The 18,750-nt window shown below is 58.0% G+C and carries 13 protein-coding genes and 2 pseudogenes; 5 read left to right on the forward strand and 10 right to left on the reverse strand.

Annotated elements, in window-relative coordinates; translation table 11 throughout:
• Positions 1–711 precede the first annotated feature (711 nt).
• Positions 712–2,346: an MFS transporter gene (locus tag WN982_RS27340; protein ID WP_341318720.1), complete on the reverse strand. Its 1,635-nt coding sequence runs from the start codon at positions 2,344–2,346 to the stop codon at positions 712–714.
• Between the two features lie 635 nt (positions 2,347–2,981).
• Between WN982_RS27340 and WN982_RS27345 the strand changes: the two are divergent.
• Together WN982_RS27345 and WN982_RS27350 are read left to right on the forward strand one after the other, a co-directional pair.
• Positions 2,982–3,059 (forward strand): annotated as a pseudogene (locus WN982_RS27345) (TetR/AcrR family transcriptional regulator); the annotation flags it as partial.
• Positions 3,060–3,104: 45 nt separating this feature from the next.
• Positions 3,105–3,563 (forward strand): TetR/AcrR family transcriptional regulator, encoded by a 459-nt coding sequence (locus WN982_RS27350; protein WP_341319606.1) that lies wholly within the window; start codon positions 3,105–3,107, stop codon positions 3,561–3,563.
• 1,016 nt (positions 3,564–4,579) lie between these two features.
• Here WN982_RS27350 and WN982_RS27355 read toward each other — a convergent pair.
• Positions 4,580–5,269 carry a M24 family metallopeptidase gene (locus tag WN982_RS27355; protein ID WP_341318721.1) on the reverse strand — a complete coding sequence of 230 codons (690 nt, stop codon included), beginning with the start codon at positions 5,267–5,269 and terminating at the stop codon, positions 4,580–4,582.
• Between the two features lie 288 nt (positions 5,270–5,557).
• Between WN982_RS27355 and WN982_RS27360 the strand changes: the two genes are divergently transcribed.
• Positions 5,558–6,544: a helix-turn-helix domain-containing protein gene (locus WN982_RS27360; protein ID WP_341318722.1), complete on the forward strand. Its 987-nt coding sequence runs from the start codon at positions 5,558–5,560 to the stop codon at positions 6,542–6,544.
• A gap of 310 nt (positions 6,545–6,854) precedes the next feature.
• On the opposite strand, the pseudogene WN982_RS27365 reads toward WN982_RS27360, so the two are convergent.
• Positions 6,855–7,991: pseudogene (locus WN982_RS27365) on the reverse strand (IS3 family transposase); the annotation flags it as partial.
• 377 nt (positions 7,992–8,368) lie between these two features.
• On the opposite strand from WN982_RS27365, the gene WN982_RS27370 reads away from it, so the two are divergent.
• Positions 8,369–9,883, forward strand: a complete 1,515-nt coding sequence (locus tag WN982_RS27370; protein WP_341318723.1) for an EAL domain-containing protein — start codon at positions 8,369–8,371, stop codon at positions 9,881–9,883.
• A gap of 105 nt (positions 9,884–9,988) precedes the next feature.
• Here the strand turns inward: WN982_RS27370 and WN982_RS27375 are convergent, their stop codons facing one another.
• From WN982_RS27375 to WN982_RS27405, 7 genes are all read right to left on the reverse strand, one after another.
• Positions 9,989–10,732, reverse strand: a complete 744-nt coding sequence (locus tag WN982_RS27375) for an ABC transporter permease (protein ID WP_341318724.1) — start codon at positions 10,730–10,732, stop codon at positions 9,989–9,991.
• Between the two features lie 61 nt (positions 10,733–10,793).
• The gene (locus WN982_RS27380) at positions 10,794–11,984 is read right to left on the reverse strand and encodes an ABC transporter substrate-binding protein (RefSeq protein WP_341318725.1); all 1,191 of its coding nucleotides are present in this window, start codon (positions 11,982–11,984) and stop codon (positions 10,794–10,796) included.
• Positions 11,985–12,005: 21 nt separating this feature from the next.
• Positions 12,006–12,710 (reverse strand): ABC transporter ATP-binding protein, encoded by a 705-nt coding sequence (locus WN982_RS27385; RefSeq protein ID WP_341318726.1) that lies wholly within the window; start codon positions 12,708–12,710, stop codon positions 12,006–12,008.
• A gap of 56 nt (positions 12,711–12,766) precedes the next feature.
• Positions 12,767–13,864, reverse strand: a complete 1,098-nt coding sequence (locus WN982_RS27390; RefSeq protein WP_341318727.1) for an acyl-CoA dehydrogenase family protein — start codon at positions 13,862–13,864, stop codon at positions 12,767–12,769.
• Positions 13,861–14,427, reverse strand: coding sequence for a carboxymuconolactone decarboxylase family protein (locus WN982_RS27395; RefSeq protein ID WP_341318728.1), 567 nt, complete (start codon positions 14,425–14,427; stop codon positions 13,861–13,863). Before WN982_RS27395 ends, WN982_RS27390 begins: the two co-directional genes overlap by 4 nt.
• A 100-nt stretch (positions 14,428–14,527) precedes the next feature.
• Positions 14,528–15,520, reverse strand: coding sequence for an AraC family transcriptional regulator (locus tag WN982_RS27400; RefSeq protein ID WP_341318729.1), 993 nt, complete (start codon positions 15,518–15,520; stop codon positions 14,528–14,530).
• 595 nt (positions 15,521–16,115) lie between these two features.
• Positions 16,116–17,537 (reverse strand): PLP-dependent aminotransferase family protein, encoded by a 1,422-nt coding sequence (locus WN982_RS27405; RefSeq protein ID WP_341318730.1) that lies wholly within the window; start codon positions 17,535–17,537, stop codon positions 16,116–16,118.
• Positions 17,538–18,454: 917 nt separating this feature from the next.
• Between WN982_RS27405 and WN982_RS27410 the strand changes: the two genes are divergently transcribed.
• Entirely contained in the window at positions 18,455–18,658 is a 204-nt protein-coding gene (locus WN982_RS27410; protein ID WP_341318731.1) for a hypothetical protein, read from the forward strand.
• Positions 18,659–18,750: the final 92 nt, after the last annotated feature.

Below are 18,750 nucleotides of genomic sequence, written 5' to 3' on the forward strand. Positions count from 1 at the left end.
AGCGACTGGGCTAAAATTGCTGATCACCCGCAAAGTGAAAATCTCGCTTTCAAGACTGACAGGCGTCGCTTTGATTGCCCTTGGGGTGACCAAAGTCGGGATAGATTTTGTCACCTGTGACGTTGAACCGGGGAGATGAATTGAGTCCTTTCGGAAGGGCGAACGCAGGGCAAACTTTCACGATCGACTGCTCCCCTCTATGCAACGAACGACTAGGGCAGGTTAATAGCGGTTGGAGGCTATCACCCAGTATGATGAAGCGACTGTGCTGCACGGCGATTCGGATAAGTCAAACCGCTCATGCGCGTTGAACCGCCGTCAGCAGGCTCATGATTAGGCAGAGCTTGCCTCCACTCGCATAGCTCGCGCGCCTACGGAGTGGCTGAAATAATCGTTAGCATGTTTGCTTAATCAGCATGCCTCAGTTCCTCGGACAGCATCCGATACGGGTGCGGTTTGTCAAATGATAAGTATCGCATGACTATCGGAACACTTGCGATCGATCCGTTTCATCAACCGATCGGAAATAGCAGGGTTGCGCGGTCTGAGATTCATGGCTTCCTCCAGATTTACGCGTTGCGGAATGCTCTCAAGGATGATTAAGCGTCCTGACCAGGGGTACGACAATGCACGAAAAATATTGATTCTGTGGAAAACGCCACAGATCGGGGCGGGCGACTTACCGATCACCAATTCGCCTTGGACGTGTTCTCAGTCAACCGCCCCTTCACCGCCCAAAAGCGTGGGGCCGGTATCGTTCGGGCCGGCAGTGGATGGCGTGCGACCGAGAAACCCAAGCACGACGAGCGCGGAGGCCAGCGTGATTGCCGCAAGAATATGGAGCAGGATGCGGAACGCGCCATCGTACGCCTGCGCAAGAATGGGCTGCCCCAGCGTGGGCAGAAGAGCGACGGCATGTGGCAGATCGCCGGTTGCCACGCGCTGGGCGGCTTCCGTGGCGGCATTGCGCGAAACGAGCGGGAACGCTGCGAGTGCGTCGGATAGCCTAAGACGTGTGAGGACCGCCAATATCGCGCCGGCGATTGCGAGCGTCATGCCCTCTCCCGCTACACGTGTCGTGCTGAAGATGCCGGTTGCCATGCCCGCGCGTTCCTTTGGAACGACGCTGACTGACAAGCCATCCATCAGGCCCCACGGCAGGCCGGCTCCGACTCCGATGACAAAGAGCGGAAGCGTCAGGGCGCCGGATGGCGCGTTAGGCGCGATATCACTGAACCAAAGCATACCGACGGCCGCTACGACGAGTCCGACCGCTGAAATGACACCGGCCGACATCCATCGGGTGAGAAATGCGGCCGTGATGGGCACAAAGAGCATCGGCGCCGATAGCGAGAGCATCATCAAACCAGCCTCTATAGCAGAATGTCCTTCAATGCCGATGAATCGCGTGGGCAAGACCAGAAGTAGGGTGACGTAACAAAATGCCGTCGCTAGCGGGAGCACCTGCACACCCACGAAGCGTGGATAGCGAAACAGCGACAGGTCGAGCATTGGCCGGGCAGCGCGCTTTTCGATCCAGACGAACGCGAGGAGCATTGCCACGGCGCCCGTGAACAGTACCACGATGAGAGGACTGTTCCAGCCGCTTTCCGGCCCCTGCAACAGCCCGAAAGTGAAAAGTGTCAGCGCGGCGGTAAAGCTGGTGGCGCCGGGCCAATCGAGACCCATGGCACTGGGGTCGTACGATTCTCTTAGCTTCGGAATTCCGAGTGCAAATCCGGTCAAGCCGATTGCGGCATCCACCAGGAAGAACGAACGCCAACCGAACGTCTCCGTGAGAAACCCGGCGAGTAGTGGGCCAAGCGCCAAGCCGAGGCCGAAGGTGGTGCCGAGCATGCTGAACGCTCGGGCGCGCCGATGTCCGTCGAACTCCTGCGCGAGCGCTGCCGAAGCGCCGGCCAGGACCAAGGCGGCGGCAATGCCCTGTAGCGCACGTTGAAAATCGACCCACAACAGAGTCGGCGCCGCGGCGATTCCAAGTGACGTTAATGCGAAAAGCACCAGGCCTATTGCGAATACACGCTTTCGTCCGAACAGATCGGCAAGCGTTCCAGAGGCCATCAGACTGCTGCCGAAGCTCAGCATAAAGGCGTTGAGAATCCAGTTGACCGCCGCTGGGCTCCCTCCCAAGGCGGTGCCGATGGTCGGCGCAGACACGGCCGCACCGCCGAAATTTAGCGGCAGCACGAGCACTGCGATGCAAATGCCCACGAGGATCAGAATCTGTTGCGAGGCGCTACGGGGGGCTGCTACGTCTATGGTTGGCACGACACAGGCCGAGGCGGCCGGTCGTGGTGCGGACGGAATACCGCTCTTTTCCTGCACGGACTACCTCTCTGTTCAACTTCCACGGTTATGCTCATCAGGACACGCGAATTCGCCCGGATCAATTTCGGGCTATCGCAATGCGGTTCGCGTATGACCTCTCATCTCCCGGCCTGCATCCGGTTCTACGCCGATAAAGTAGGGGCCGAGATCAGCACCAGCACAGCCACTAGCAAGAAAGCAACCCGGAAATCAGCACTGTGAGTGCTGTGCGTGATTTCCATGAACCAGGACCGCAGCGTGCGGCGCGATGATGACCGGCTGGCGGTTTGACAAAGGCATGAGCGGAGAACGGAATCTCGGTTGTGCGACAGGCCCTCAAACGCTTCAGATTGAGGCGCTTGCAGTCGGTGGCAACAAAGATGGGGCTCGCTTCGCGGCAGCCTTAGATAATGGATGGGTGCGCCCGGGGGCTAGTGAGACTCTTCATCGAACCTGGAGGATATACTCTATCAAATCATAAGTCGTCATGTGAAGACTTATCTTCTAAAAATAATGGAAACGGGAGTGTCATGAAGGCCAAACCTAAGGATGTTGCAGAGCCGGGCAGCAAGGCCGTAGCGGGTCGCGCTCCGATCAAGCGGCCGATGAAGAATGCACCGTAGCGTCTGCCACGCGCCGAGCGTCAGGCCCGCGTGCTAGAGAAAGCCGCCGAATATTTCGCCGAGCACGGCCTGAACGCGCAGACTCGTGCGATTGCCGAGGCTTGTGGCGTGTCACAACGTTTGCTGTATAGTCTGTTCCCTAGCAAGGCTGCGTTGATCGACGAAGTTTACAAGCGCGAAATTGTGGGGACCTTCAAGGCGATGTGGTTTGTTCAACTGAAAGACCGCAGTGTGCCCATTGAAAGCAGGCTCAATACTTTCTATCGCGAGTACTACGACACCCTGCTGACTCGGCAGTGGCTTCGCCTGTTCCTCTGCTCGTCGCTTGAAGATCTGAAAATGGCACCGGCGTACACGAATGCTGTCGTGACGCATGCGCTTGAGATCATTGTCACTGAGACGGCACACGAATTAGGACGCGGCGTACCGGCCGAGCCAGCTCATCTGATCGAGGTGGGCTGGCTGCTGCACGGCGCGGTATCCCACCTTGCGATTCGCCGCCGTATTTATTCGAACGACAACACAACGCCCAGCGACGCGGTGATTGCGATGCACGTGCGCGCCTTCCTCACGAGCGCGCCAGCGCTGCTTCCGGCGCTGGAAGGCTCCTGAGCGTGACGCGTTGGCGGCCTCGTCCAGCGCGGAAGATAACCATCAACCGACGCGCGAACGCGCGCGTCGTGGACCACTTCGCCGTACGGTACGAATTGACCGAAGTCGCCCGGAAGCCATCAACTGGTTTCCAGGCGGTCGCCGCCGACGCTTCTCAAGCGGGTGCTGTGCTCGAGCTGCAATAGGTTTTGTGTTCAGTCACCGATCGCTCGGGCATCTTGCTCCGTGTCCGCTTGCTCACGCATGAGCAGGAGCAGCGCGATTAGCACAAGGAGTATCGTCAAGCCAACAAAGAGCAACGTCGCGCGCTGAATGTCAGCGATCTGCACTGCGATACCGAGACCGATCACGGGTAGTGAGATCGCCACATAAAGCACGACGAAAACTGGACATGACTTCCGCTAGCCGGTGCGCAGGCGCCGCCGACGCGATCTCGCCCAACCCGGCGCGGAAGCTGATGCCCTGTCCGACCCCAGTCAAGGCGGTGCCGAGCAATAACGCGCCGAGTGAGCGCTGTCCCGGGCTCAGGTAAGGCTTATATTGGGTTCCGCCGTAGTATCACACTGATGCCGTGGTCTAGCTGCTCCCTTGATCATTATCACGAACGCGCTTGCGCCAATCAGATAGAGGCCCATTACCAACAGTCCGGCAGAAAATGAGTTGGTAATTGACGTTCTCCCCGCCCTGAAGGACGGTGATTCCTGACCTTCGCAGAGTCAGGTTCCTGTTTCACAGCAGTCTGCCTTTCAGGGAAACCCTGTCAGGTCTTACGTCCGCTCCACAGGCTTAACCTACCGCGGGCGCCGCGGTAGCTGTTGCGATTAAATCCGGCGCGAGGATGTTCCTCGCGCCCGGACTCGCCGCAACAGGTACCAGATCTCGCTTTCTTCGCATCCATCCCTCCCGGCAGGCCATTCGTCGGCACAACGCTCAAGGGGTTGACGTCCTCCCCGCCCTGAAGGACGGGGTATCTCGGCGGTTCAGGATGATCTGGTTGTCAACCATTTCCCGAATTCTCAACAAGAGTAGTACTCGTCGGCCAGCAGCATGTCTTCGAAGAAGGCCCCGAACCGTTTCTGCGGATCGCGCAGGTGGATCTCGAGAATCCAGCGTACGGCCGAAGGCGTCATCTCAAACTCCGCAAGCGAACCGGTGTGGATGGCTGCATGAGGAAACTCCGATACCCGATGGCCCGGCAGGTCAAAGTTGAGTTCCCAACCCATGGACTGGGCGACCTTATCCGCATAAGCGTAAAGCTCCAGGCCTGTGAGCCGCTCCTTTTCCCAGACGTTGCGTACGTCGTGGAACAAGGTTTCGGCATCGCGCGCGCACTTTTTGTATTCGGGCTGATATCCCACGATGAAGGAGGCACCACCGTCGCCTTCCCAGGCGTCGACCCGGGGCGCGATGTCCAGGAAGAAGATGTCGTTCTCCTGTAATACCACGCCTGCGACGGATGCCTGCTTCATCGGCTTGATCGTGTTGACGCCGAAGCGAACGCGTGTGGGGTGCCAGCTCAACTTCATTCCCGACTGAATCAAAAGCTCTTTTGCCATGGCGACAGCATCTTCCTCTACCATGCCGGGCTGGACACGACGCGCGATGTCGCTGATTGCCTGTCGAGTCCGCTGGCGAGCTAGCAACATGCCGTCCACCGAAAAGCCAGGGCCAACGCGTTCGGCCGTTTGTACAATTGTATTCATCATTCCGAGAATCTCCTGTCTGTTAAGGATCCTGCGATCCAGCCGGGGCAATAGAGTGAATTATGGGAATGACACGAGGAGCGTTGTCGTCAAATGGCCGTCAAATTCCAGCCAGGATGCGGTGAAGTCGGGCCAACAGGGAAGAGTGGGTGTTCGGAGGGGGCTTCACGGACATTAAAGGGAATTTTCCTGCCACTACAGGCGTGGTAATTTCTTCGTGCGGTTATCGTTTCAACGCGCATTTCGAGCAACGCCGGCTTCCGGCTTATTACCGTCCTCCCCGTTCGTGCCATGACCCGAATCGTCTGCCTGCTTGTGTTTCCCGGTGTCCAGTCGCTGGATGTGAGTGGTCCCATGGACGTCTTTGCAGAAGCAAACCGATTTCTGCCGGCGGACGATCGCTATCAGCTAGAAGTTGTCGGTTCCGAAGCCGGCTTGCTGGCCTGCTCTAACGGTCTGCTGATCCAGGCACAGTGTGTATTTCGCGAGGCAACGGGACAATATGACCTTCTGTTGGTGGCAGGTGGTCCGCCACTTGTCCATCAGGATCTTGGCGAGGATCTTCACGCTTGGCTGCGCTCGGCAGTGCTGCGGTCGCGCCGGTTCGGCTCGATATGCAACGGCACTTTCATCCTGGCCCGCGCCGGCCTGATTGGCGATCGCACTGTCACGACCCATTGGAACGACGCCCCCGCGCTCGCCGAACTCTGCCCGTCGGCGCGGTTGGAAGTGGACCGCCTGTATATCCAGCACGGGTCACTTTATACGTCCGCCGGGGTGACTGCAGGCATCGATCTGTCGCTGTACCTTCTGGCGCAGGACCACGGTGCCGAGGTAGCCCTAAATGTGGCAAAGCGCCTCGTGATGTTTGTGCAGCGCGGTGGCGGTCAGTCGCAGTTCAGCCCCTACCTGACGCCGTACGTGGAACCAACCTCACCGGTTGCCCACGTGCAGCAGTACGTCCTGGGCCATCTGGGCAAGGACCTTAGCGTGGCCGTGCTGGCTAGGGTGGCGAACATGAGCCCGCGCAATTTCTCGCGCATCTTTGTCCGTGACACCAAACTGACGCCAGCCGGTTTTGTTGAGAGCGCCCGCGTCGATGCGGCGCGCGTCATGCTGGAAGACGGCACCACGCCCATCAAGCGCATTGCCTATGAATGCGGTTTCGGCGACGCACACAACATGCGCCACGTTTTTAAGCGCCGTTTCGGCGTGTCGCCGCGGCAATACCGACTGAATTTCAGTTCTCCCACAGTCGGGACAGCCACACAAGGCTGAGTCCTCAAGTGTGACTTTCAGGAGCAGTTCGTTCGGGAGCGCCATGTAACCTTCTTTCGCGGCGAGATACGGTGAATGTCCCGATCAGTGAGGATCCTATCGCAAAGCGATTCAGAATCGAGTGCCCGCCGATCATCCTTGCCAATGTCTGTTTACATCGCCCTGTCTCCTTCAGCCGCCTGCCAATGGATAGGGCGGGCACGGGTTGTTCAAGGACTTCTCGCCGGAAGAGTCGCTTCTCACGACCATGACGCTGCCCGCCGGTGGGCAACCCGCAAGGCGACACTGTCTGGTTTGTCGGGTTCAGGTCTTCGAATTCGAGCGGTGAACGGTAGCCCAGGCTGCTATGCAGGCGGCGTACGTTGTACCAGCTCTCCAGAAACCAGAAGAGGCGGCGCCTGGCCTGCTCAAGGGTGTCGAAGTGCTCGCGCGTAAGCAACTCCGCTTCAAGCGTGCCGAAGAACGGATTCACACATCGCGTTATCGAAGCAGTCTCCTGCGGTACCCATCGAGGGCTGCACGCCCGCCTCGCGGCAGCGTCGTCCGAAGGCGATAGAGGTATATTGGCACCCTTGATCGGAATGATGGATCACGCCTTCAGGGCGCCGCTGCAGCAACGCCATGTCCAGTGCACGCAGCATCAGTTCCGTGTACAAGTGACTGGACATCGCCCAGCCGACGATGCGCCGGCTGAACACGTCAAGCACCACCGCCAGATACAGGAACCCTTCACCGGTCGGCACGTAGGTGGCGTCCGCCACCCACAATACGTTGCGCGCTTCGGCACTGAAGTGCCGGCGCACCAGATCGGGCGCGCGCCGCGCTCCCGCGCGTTGACGCGTGGTGACCTTCCAGTGCCGCCGGCTTGCGCCACACAGACCCGCCATACGCATCAGGCGCGCCACGCGCTTGCGTCCCACATGCACACCATCACGCGTGAGCTGCACATGAATGCGCGGCGCCCCGTAGGTGCCACGCGAACTCGCATGCAAGGTACGGATGCGTGCGAGCAGGTGCGCGTCACTGCATGCCTGCTTCGACGGTTTACGCACCAGCTACGCGTAGTAGCCGCCGGTGGAGACCTGCAGCAGCCGCGCCATCGTGGCAATGGGCCAGCGGGCCCGGTTCGCCTTCATGAATCCGTACCCTTCGGCGGTACGACCCCGGTCTCGCGGGCGAACCAGGCGGCCGCGTGAGAGAGAATATCGCGCTCCGTCTTCAGTTGCCGGTTCTCGCGGCGCAGCCTCGTGAGTTCCTGCCGCTCGGCCGTGGTCAGCCCGTCCTGACGCACTCCCGCGTCACGATCGGCTTGCGCCACCCAATTGATGATCGTCTGCGCGGTGGGCTCGAACTCGCGCGAAAGCTCCTCAGGCGTGCGCCCCGCCTTCACCAGCTCCACCATTTGCGCGCGGAATTCCGCCGGGTACGGCGTGCGATGCTTTCTCATCACGGCACCTCCTTCTCAAAAGGATAGGTGTCCGTTTCGGCGGGTCAACTTCAGGCGGATATCCACAAGCCCATCTGAAGGACTTCAGCGGAACGTTGCAGGCCGATGCGTTTGCGGGTTATGTGGCGCAGGAACTTATGTTGCGTGCGAGGGCCCATGATCTTCGAAAAGGGGCAGCATTACTGTGGCACCTGTCAATGTCCTGATATCTGATACGCACAAATTTTCTCTAACTGCTGCTATTGCGTTCCGTATCTCGCTGGCAGAGTGCTGGCTAGGCAAACTCTCTCATCTGATGCATGCGATCTTCTCGTCGGGATCTGAACGCAAGGTCTGGTGGCAATAGGGTAATACCGTTGTCGTTTAGAGCATTGGATATGACGTCCTACATTCGGATTGTCTCTTTTCGAGTGACGGCGCGCCTCACTGCTGGGTTCTTCGTCGCTTCCGTTGTTAGTTCGTCTGTGCATTCCAATGCGGCAGAAAGAGTTGTCTCGTCAGGTGACGCTGCGCTTGCGGCCAATGTGTGGCAGTCAGGAACTATCAGACTCGGCAGTTCCACTCAACCTCGCTTTTACACGAAGTGCGAGCTTGCCGGAATAGTCTCCTTTATCCCGGCGACCCTTATTGGACCTAATGCGGGGCCGATCTCGAATTTGTCTACTGCTTGCGTCTTGATGATCAATAGGAGCCACAAGCTAAGCAAGGGTTCAGATTCGATTGCGAGCTCGACGTCGCGGTCTGCGACGTTGCTGCATGCGTTGCCGTGGACTATCGGAGCTCCCCAACCGGGCGAGCGGCGCGATACGGTTTCAAATTCGATGCATTCAAGAGCCGCATTAGTGAGGTTCGACCGAACGCGCGGAACTTCGCAGACCGAAGTCGCGTCGCCGCCATCTGACGGTGCAACGCGCAACGCGAGCGAACCGCATCTGGCCCACGCACCGGGCATAGTGGACCAGCCGGTCTCGCCCGCATCGGTAACCCTGGATCCTGAAACGGCAACACGGCTGTTTGGTTTCGTCCTGTTGTCGGTCCTGTTCGCAATTGTGCTCGGAGCCGCTGGATGGTTTTTGAGTCGATGGCTGCGTTACGACAGCTCGTTGTTGCGTGCGGCGCGCGTAGGATTGCGACGGGGCGAATTTCGTTTGGAATATCAGCCTGTAATTGCAATAAGCGAGGCTAGGTGCATCGGCCTTGAGGTGCTACTGAGATGGAACCATGCGAAGTACGGCGGATTAGGGCCCGCGCACTACATGCCATTCATCGAAAAGAGCCGCTTGATTCGACCGTTGACACGTTTCGTATTTAAACAGGCCAGCGACGAGTTGCGTGAGATTGGCGTGTCGAAGTCCCTCTATTTCAGCCTTACCGCGAGCGTCGAATATATCGCAAGCCGCTCCTTCACGGAGGATCTCGACCGCGCTGACGAAGGCGGGATGCCTTCACTGATTGTGAAAATGGATTCGACCCTCATCAAGGCATTTAGCAGCCGGCTTATCCTCGTCATGAAACAGGTGCGCGAGAAAGGTGTGCGCTTTGCTTTGTCAGGCGTTCGAACGGAAATTGAACTGCCTGTGGGTATGTCATTTGAAATGTTGAAGATCGATAGGGACGTACTCGCATTGGACGACTGCGAGCGATCGACAAGGATCACTGCGCTGACGAAGATGGGACATGAGTTGGGTGCGGTGGTGGTTGTCGAAGGCGTTGAAAATGCGACCCATCACGACATCGCACGCGCGAGCCACGCCGAGTTAGGGCAAGGTTTTTTCTATAGCCGCGCCCTCAATGTCACGCGATTGAAGGAATTCCTGCACAGAGACAATCCAAAGACTTCGGGGTCGAGTGCAACCTCGACCATGCTAGGCTGGCGTGTTCTGAATCACTGAGTTTGGCTGTGATCGGCGGTCGTTCTTCTCGGCACCCAGGGAACACGTGGTAGGGCCGTACCTGCAAACTAACGGCCGGCCTCGCGTAGAGCATTGACCGAGGCGTCAAGTTCCGCGGTAGTGCCTATACGCCATGCGGGCAAAAATGTCAAGGGTAAATCCAAGTGCTCCAATTACAAGGATGGTGGCAGTCAACTCAGAGTAAGCCAGTCGGTCGCGTGTATCGAGAATAAGATACCCGAGCCCGCCGCTCACGCCGAGCATCTCCGCAGGGACGAGTACGATCCACAGAATGCCGATCGCAAGTCGCACTCCTGTGAGCACGTGAGGTGCAATGCCGGGTACATAGATATGCCACAACATCTCCGCCCGCGTCGCGGCAAGGCTCTTGCCCAATTCGACCCAGCGCCGGTCGATCTGGTGGACGCCCGCTGCCGTGCTCATCATCACAGGCCAGACGGCGGCGAACGCCAGCAGAAAGTAAACCGCATTGTCTCCAACGCCAAGTGCCATAACCGCAATCGGCATCCAGGAAAGCGGCGACACCATACGCAGGAACTGCAGCGTTGGCGATAGCGCGTGCTCAAGCCATTTAACGCGTCCGATCGCATAACCTGTCGGCACGCCGACGGCGAGTGCCCACCCCAGTCCGATGGTTACGCGCTTGAGGCTGGTGACGATATGGCTGAACAACTGGTCCTGCGCGACCAACGTCGGCAGGGCCGCTAGTGCGCGCAGAGGAGTGAACTGGGCAACCATCGCGTTCTTTCCTGAAAGCAGCGCAGTGGCGAGCCACCAAAGCGCGACGGCGGCCGCAAGACCAAAGCCGCCGAGCGTCACGCTGAACAAGCGTGAGCGGTGACGATACGCGGAGGTGGGAAGGGTATGTGGAACTTTCCGAGGGAGAACACTAGACAACGATCGTCTCCTTGCGCGCAAAGCCGTCAGGCAGGCCGAACGCCGCCATGCCGCCTGCTCTTTCAATGCTCTTCTTCACGAACCGGTCATCGACGAGATCACGAGCGACAAATGCGGGGTCCAGCTTACCGAGGAACTGGTTCGAGCCATCGACCTGAGCGGTCTTCAGGTGACGAACCAGTTCTTCGGTGTAGCCCGGATACGGGTAGGGCTGAAAGTCGATGCGTTTGGCGTGCCAGTCCGCGTGCATGATGGCGCGGTCACCGAGATATCTGCTCTCGTCTCCCGTTGCCGGTGCCAGCACGCGCGCGAGCAGTTGCGAAGCATGCGGCGTGTAATGATTTGGTCCCTCCCTCGATAGCAGCTTTGCCGCATCCTGAGGGTGAGTGCGGGTCCATAATTGCGCCTCGACGATTGCGTCGACGACTTTCTGCGACCATTCGGGACGCTGTGTCAGATCCTGTTCATGCATAAACACGACGCAGCAGGCGTGATTGCGCCACACGTCTCCCGTAAAGCGGAGAATCTTTCCGAAATTCAACTGTTCCGCTGCCGCATTGAAGGGCTCGGCGACGATATACCCTGCAATCTGCCGCGATGCGAGCGCTGGGGGCATGTCCGATGGCGCCATCACGATCAGGTTGACTTCCTTCGCCGTCAGCGGTCCTGCTTTCTTCAGCACCGGCTGCAGTCCCCGCGCGCGGAGCATGTCCTGCAGAACGACGTTGTGAATGGAATACCAGAAAGGAACGGCAACGCTTTTGCCACCTAGGTCGGCGATTGTCTGGACCTCAGGCGCTACGGTCAGCGCGGAGCCGTTCACATGATTCCAGGCAACGACCTTCGCCGGCACCTGACTGCCGTAGCGCGCCCAGATGGTCATCGGAGAAAGCAGATGAATGACGTTTACCTGTCCCGAGAGGAATGCCTCGACCAGTTGCGCCCAGCTACGCAACAGCACGGGTTTTTCCGCAGTGATACCCGGCGCCTCGAAATAGCCATTGCTATGCGCGACCAGCAAGGGCGTCGCGTCCGTGATGGGCAGATAGCCGATGCGCACAGGCGCATTAGGTTCGGCGGCGGCTTTCGCAGTGAGCGCGCCCAGCAAGGGCGCGGCCCCCGCGACCGTAAACATGGACGCGAGTTTCAGGCATTCGCGGCGGGACATTCGAAGTTGGGACATCTGAGTTTTCCCCGTGTTGGATCAGGCGGCGCGAAACATCGAGCTATGCAGTGCCCTCAGTATCTGAATGCGCAGTTCGCCGAGGGCTTGGATCTGTGTCGCGCGCGGCTCGGGTACGTCAACGTTCCACTGGTTAACCATCGTGCCGTCATTCCCGAGTAACAGGATGCGATCGGCGACGAGCAGTGCCTCGTCGATATCGTGCGTCACCAAAATGGCGGTGGAGCCGGTATGCCGTACAACCTTAACCAGGAGTTGTTGCATTTCGCCGCGCGTCACTTCGTCGAGGGCACCAAATGGCTCGTCAAGAAGTATTGACCGCGGCTCTCGTGCGAGACAGCGTGCGAGCGCTACGCGTTGGGCCATTCCTCCAGAAAGCTGGGAAGGCGACCACGTTCGTACATGCTCAAGGCCCACTTCACGAAGAGCGTTCGTTTCGCGTGACTGACGGGTTAAGCGAGAAAGACGAGGCTGCCGTGCAAATTTCAGACCGAACGCGACGTTGCGCTCCACGGTTAACCAGGGCAGCAGACACGGGTCCTGAAATGCAAATACGACATCAGCGCGGGGACCGGAAACGACCTCATCGTCAACCTGAACCAAACCTCTTGTAGGCTGGACCAGTCCCGCAACGATCCGCAAAAGCGACGATTTTCCTGCTCCGCTCGGACCGAGAATGGCAACGAGTTCACCTGGCTCGACAGACAGGTCGATGTCGTGCAACACACTTCGCGTTGGATAACTTGGCGTGACGCGAGCGGTGCGTATACGCGCGCCTGTCATTACAGGCTTGTCCTATACAGTTCCAGTTGAGTTTTCAATTGAACAAGACTCGGTGTAACGATAGGAATGAATGAGGCCTCGCGTACGCGGCGCGCGGTGTCTCCCGGGTTGCACAAATAGCCTCGTCCGCCAGCTGCTTGTACTTCCAGGCTCACTGCGGAGTTCACGGTGTTGGCGAGCGCGATGCGGAGTTCGAACAGGTGCGATGGGTGCCGCAGATAGTGACCGTCGGTCACGCCAACCAGGAGTTGTCCGGTTTCACGAGTGAGTTTTGTCGCAGTATCGTTGGCTTCGGCTTGGATTGCCGTACGCGAACCCGCGCCTGCATCGGCAACTGCAGCCAACGCTCGCCGGGCCAGGCCGATAGACATTCCGCACTGAAGTCCCAAAAAAGCGGGGCGCACTTGCGTCAGGAAGGTTCGTGCGTCGTCGGTGATCCTGTATTGGTCGTCGAGGGTCGTTCCTTCGAGTCGAAGTGCGGCCGTGTTGCTAGCTCTCATGCCGATGAGCTCGAGGTCATCGCTGCGCTGAACACCGTCCGCGTTGTGTGGAATTGCGAAGATGGACGCCGGTGCTCCGTCGGCATCCTCAAACGCAGCGGCGGCAAGGAATCCCTCGCGACGCAAGTTTGTGATCCAGGGCAGGTTGCCACTGAGCGACCAGCCAGTCGGAGTTCGGGACGCTCGCATCTGAAGCAACTCGATGCTCGACAGATACTTCATTGCGTTCGACAACCCACTTGCACCGGCGATTTCTCCAGCCAGCAGTGGGGGCAGCCATCGGTCGCGCAGCTTGCTGTTTGAACTCTGTACGACGTATTCGATGAATGTTCGGTGACCCCACAGTACGAAGGCCGCAGTTAGGGAGTGTTGGGCGACTCCAATGACAGATTCAATGGCGGTCGCAATCGTGCCTCCTGAGCCACCGAGCGCAATAGGCACCCCGGTACGAAAGATATCTGCATGCGCGAGTGCGGGTAGTACTTCTCCCGCACGAGACTGATCAAGATCGAGTGCATTAGCATGCGAGTCAAGCCAGTTCGAGAGTTCGGTATGCTCTATCTCGTCATGCTGAGCCTCGGGTGCGAGAGTACTCATGCAATGACCGCCTTCGGCTCCCAGCGGTAGGGCGCGAGTTGTGGATTCAATTCATTCTGGGAAAGATTGTTTGCAAAGTTGCAAAGTGTCGCAAGACTTACGCCCAGAATGACTTCAAGCGCGTTTGCATCGGAGAACCCGGCTGTGCGGAATGCGGTCAGTTCTTCGTCTGATACGTTACCGCGCTTTGCGATTACCGCACGAGTGAACACAGCTACTGCATCAAGTCGAGTATCGGGAAGCGGTTGCTGGTCTCGCACGGCCCTAACAAGACTTTCGGGGAGTTGCGCCTTTTTCAGAGCAACAGCACTATGACCTGCAACGCAGAAGCCGCAGCCATGAATGCCCGCTGCTGTGATTTGAACGACCTCGCGCTCCGCCAGTGTCAATCCGCTGCGTCCGTTGATTTCTCCGACCTTCAGATATGTCTCGAGTGCCGTGGGCGCATTCGCGAGTGACGCGACGAGATTTGGCAGGAAGCCGTTGTTTGCAAGCGACTTTTCCAGATAAGGGCGGCTAGATTCGGGAGCGGTGTCGATCGTGTGCAGTTTAAGGCGGCTCATGGCTTTCTCACTAGATAAAGCCTCATTGTTATCGCGTCGCTTGGTGACAACAATACGCGTCCGTCTGCAATTTATGCGGATTCGTCTCGGTACTAACGGATCAATGCATAGGTGCACCAGCTGTAGCCGATCTCCGAGAGACCGAATGGATTCGCGCTCGTCGACATGCCCCGGGTAGTAGCCCTGTCACTCGTTTGAATGCTTGCGCAAATGCCGACTCCGATTGGTATCCAACGTACTCCGCCGCATGCATGGTACTTGCCCCTTGCCTAAGCATTTCCGCTGCGACCTTCATTCGCAGTATTGCAAGGAATTGTGCAGGCGGCTGTCCGCAAACGTCGGTGAAATGTTTGCAAAAACGAGCTCGGGACATGTGACAAAACGCCGCCATTGAGTTCGTCGACCATCCTGCTCCGGGTTTTTCGATGATGGCGTTGACCAGCGGCGAATATTCTGTACGACACATCACCGTCCAAAGGCCGGGCGAGCAATCGTCTGAACTCGCGGCGGCACGTAAGGCATATAGGAAAAGTACATCGGTAAGACGATTGATTACGGGCGACGGAGTGTCACCGGTACGAATCGCCTCTGCGCGGATAAGCTCGAACACAACGTGTGCTCCGGCGAGTCTGGCGTCTGAATGCCGCGCAACGATATGCTCTGGAAGGAGTGACTGCAGTGACTCCCCAAGATCGGATCTGAACTCGAAGAAACCGCAAGCGAGTGCCACACTTCCGGCCTGAGACAATAAGACGCCATTGTCGTCCTCCTGCAATGGAGTCATGCTGCCCGCTCCGACGGAGAAGTGCTCCGTACTGGGTGCATGGGAGTCGGGCGACAGGCAATGAACTACGTCATGAAGGAAAATTGCAGCGTCCCCTTTTTCGAGGCGTGTGCTGCTGGGAGGGCGTCCATTTTTCGACGGAATATGAAGCCAACATTCCCCTTCGAGAACAATATGGAAGCTCGCCCGTTGGTGCCCCGCGGTTGAAGTTCGGTAGGAGCCACAGTATTGCCCGACGTGAAAGAGCGTGCTGTGCAGTTCTATACTCGAGAGCAACCAGTCAGCAGCTTTATCAGTACTTATCAGCATGGTTTTCAGTTGCAGGATGTTGAAGGCGAGCCCAAGGGAGCGTTCAAGATTACTTGTCCTGTGTGCTTTAGCAACAATCGTTTCGTTCGAAGCTTATGCCCGGAAGCTATAACGAGCGGCAACTGTCGTCGGCCCTGCATTTGCTCGTGTAATGTCGCGGGTTGGCAAAAGCCGGACAGGTGAATGATCTGTTGAAACTACCGGTGGAGCAGTGAGTGGTTGAATTTGCCCCATGGCTCGGGCGTCTTGCCGAGAATGGATGCGAACATCGCGGGATGTTGTGGCTCGGTCAACGGCGGAATTGGCGATCCAACTGCAATCAGTTTGGTGCGAGCTTAAACTATTCGATGTCGATTCGAACGGACGCTTACGTTACGGTCGATTACCCAGCAGTGAATGGGTTGGACCCAACTGGCGCTAAAGCAGTAGCGAGCCTAGCAAGCCGGTTATCTTCGTCATGAACTGCCGAGATACCCCGTTCTTCAGGGCGGCGAGAACGTCAAGAAGATGGCGCGTGTCCGGCGTGCGCTCGTTGCTCGCGCCGGAATAAGAAAAGTCCTGCGGCGGCACGTTACGAGACCGTTTTCTCTTTTAACTATGACTCGGATGCGGTTTCGAGTAATTGGCCAAGGATCTTTACAGATCCTTCAATCTTGGCAGTGAGCGGATGGCCGAAGTTGATTCGGATACACTGACGGTATCCGTGGCTCGCAGAAAATATTGGACCGGGGGCGAGGCTCAAGCCCTGTGAGATTGCCTGTCGATGCAGTTCCATCGCATCGACTTCATGTGGGAGTTCAAGCCAGAGGAAATAGCCTCCTTCTGGCTTCGTCCATCGCACGCCTGGCGGCAACCATCGACGCAGTGCACCGTCCATGTCGACAAGCTGATTGCGGAGCGCGGTTCGAAGCTTCCGAAGGTGCTTGTCGTATCCACCATGCTGCAAATAGTCCGCGATGCCTGCTTGCGCCGGGATGCTGGCCGACAGCGTGGTCATCAGCTTGAGATTTTGTACCGTAGATGAATACCTTCCGGCAGAGACCCAGCCGACTCTGTAGCCAGGTGCTAGAGTCTTGGAGAATGAACTGCAGTGCATAACCAGTCCTTGAGTATCGAAACCCTTGGCGGGGATAGGGTATTCGGGCTGGAAATGGAGTTCTCCGTAAACGTCGTCCTCGATCAGGGGCACATCGAAGCGCGTCAACATTTCAACGAGAGCCTGTTTTTTTGCGGTCGACAAGCTTGTCCCGGTCGGATTCTGGAAACTGGTCATGAACCAGCATGCCTTCACTGAATGCGTGTTCAAAGCGTTTTCCAGCGCGTTCAAATCGAGCCCTGTTTCGGGGCTGACAGGTATCTCCACTGCTCGAAGGTCCAATCGCTCGATTGCCTGCAGTGCGGCATAAAACCCCGGGGATTCAACCGCGACGACGTCGCCCGGGCGTGTGACCGCCATCAGGCAAAGATTGAGTGCTTCGAGAGCACCATTGGTTATGACAATATCGTCAACCGATTGTGGTATACCCATTGCCATATAACGAAGTGCGATCTGCCGTCGAAGGTGCTCATTACCGGGCGGCAGGTCAACGACAGTGCTCCACGGATTGACCAGGCGCACAGCATGCCCAAGCGATTTCGCCAGTCGCGCAAGAGGGAACAATTGCGGGGAGGGAAATGCCGATCCTAAAGGAACAATGCCGGGGTGTCGTGCAGCCTCCAGCACTGAAAACACCAAGGTGCTGATGTCCACCTTTCCTTCAATAGTGACATCGTTCGACTTTTGACTACTTACCAGACCTAGGCTCGCGCCGCGTGCGACGTAGTATCCTGACCGCTCGCGCGCGCGAATGAGACCCCATTCCTCGAGCAAGTAGTACGCGCGTGAGACGGTCGCCTGACTAACTCCATGCTGCGCCATCATCTGGCGTAGCGATGGCATTCGCGAGCCTGAGGGCACTCGCCCCGCTCGTATTTCGCTGGCCATCCCATTCGCAAGCAACTCGTAACGATTCTTCATTTTCAGGGTATCCCGTGAGCTGTTCGGTCGTGCGCGTAGTTGGGACTCCACGGCTTTCCCAGCGGGCCCGCCGTCAGCTTTTGTAATCTTTGGCTGGCTTCGCCATTGAGGTCCGCGACGCCTTAAATACAGCGTTACCGTCCATCCGTCTGATCACTTTGCGATATCCATTGCGCAATGGTGAAGCTTGTTCGGACAAAGGCGGGACTCGTACGATGTGCATCGGCTTGCAGGCCATCTATGTTCGGAGCAGTGTGCTAAACCAGTCTATCGGCGAATCGCACAAATATCCAAGACGCCAATGATACAGGTAGCTGCGTCGTGAATTGTCGTTGCCTAGCAACGTCGGAATCGGGCGTATTGTTAGCCTGGTTCGGGCATCCCTGTCTAGGTCGGACTGAGGAGATTCAAATGCGGCATACCGTCGCATTTGCAGGCGCTACGCTGGTTTATCTGCGATTCCTCGCCGCAATGGAAAATCGATTCTTAAAACTATAAGCTCTCCACTGGTATTGCTAGAGTAGCCACTTCGCAGCCGCGATGTTCGAGATCGCATACCGATGCGACTCGCTGCTTAGCGAGTCATCCACATCAAATGTTCTGTTCCGTTAGATCAGGAAGGCGGTCAGTCGAGATCGCCAGCGACCACGGCGTTCGCCAGGGGGCAGCCCGGCGATCGCTTCCTGCACAACGGGGTCGTGAAAAAGCGGCCGGCAGCGTCGCGCGACGAAATTCCGGCCCGTGTGTCGAGATGCTGTAGCCACATCTGCAAGGCGGCGATGGACACGTCGAAGGGATATGCCTGAGCGTGCTCGGCGTCGCGGCGTTGTGAATGTAGTTTGATTCGAAGCAGTCGCGGCACCGCTGTTGGCGCCGCGCCAGTATGTGGTCGTGGACGAAATGTGAAGGTAGGAAACATGGTGCGTGCGCCGAAGGCGCGGCAGGATGCCGCCGGGCGCTGGTTGCCAAACGGCCGGAGCCAGAAGGCCGGGTTGAATAAAGCCATTCTCCAGAGCACCTGGGGTCGCACGCTAGACTTCACGGAATACAAGGCGCAACGACGCAACAAGCTGGTGCTGGTCGTGGCGCCGCATCACACCTCCCAGGAGTGCTCCCGCTGAGGGCGCACTCGCCCGGAGAACCGGCAAGGCGGCCGGTTTCTCTGTGACATTTGTGGGTTCTCAGCGCACGCGGACACGAATGCCGCATGCAC

The sequence above is a fragment of the Paraburkholderia sp. IMGN_8 genome (assembly GCF_038050405.1).
Lineage (GTDB): Bacteria > Pseudomonadota > Gammaproteobacteria > Burkholderiales > Burkholderiaceae > Paraburkholderia.

Coding starts and splice junctions, on each gene's coding strand:
- WN982_RS27355 (WP_341318721.1), bottom strand. CDS start 5,269: ATGATGAATACAATTGTACAAACGGCCGAACGCGTTGGCCCTGGCTTT.
- WN982_RS27360 (WP_341318722.1), top strand. CDS start 5,558: ATGACCCGAATCGTCTGCCTGCTTGTGTTTCCCGGTGTCCAGTCGCTG.
- WN982_RS27370 (WP_341318723.1), top strand. CDS start 8,369: ATGACGTCCTACATTCGGATTGTCTCTTTTCGAGTGACGGCGCGCCTC.
- WN982_RS27380 (WP_341318725.1), bottom strand. CDS start 11,984: ATGTCCCAACTTCGAATGTCCCGCCGCGAATGCCTGAAACTCGCGTCC.
- WN982_RS27390 (WP_341318727.1), bottom strand. CDS start 13,864: ATGAGTACTCTCGCACCCGAGGCTCAGCATGACGAGATAGAGCATACC.
- WN982_RS27395 (WP_341318728.1), bottom strand. CDS start 14,427: ATGAGCCGCCTTAAACTGCACACGATCGACACCGCTCCCGAATCTAGC.
- WN982_RS27400 (WP_341318729.1), bottom strand. CDS start 15,520: ATGCTGATAAGTACTGATAAAGCTGCTGACTGGTTGCTCTCGAGTATA.
- WN982_RS27405 (WP_341318730.1), bottom strand. CDS start 17,537: ATGAAGAATCGTTACGAGTTGCTTGCGAATGGGATGGCCAGCGAAATA.
- WN982_RS27410 (WP_341318731.1), top strand. CDS start 18,455: ATGGTGCGTGCGCCGAAGGCGCGGCAGGATGCCGCCGGGCGCTGGTTG.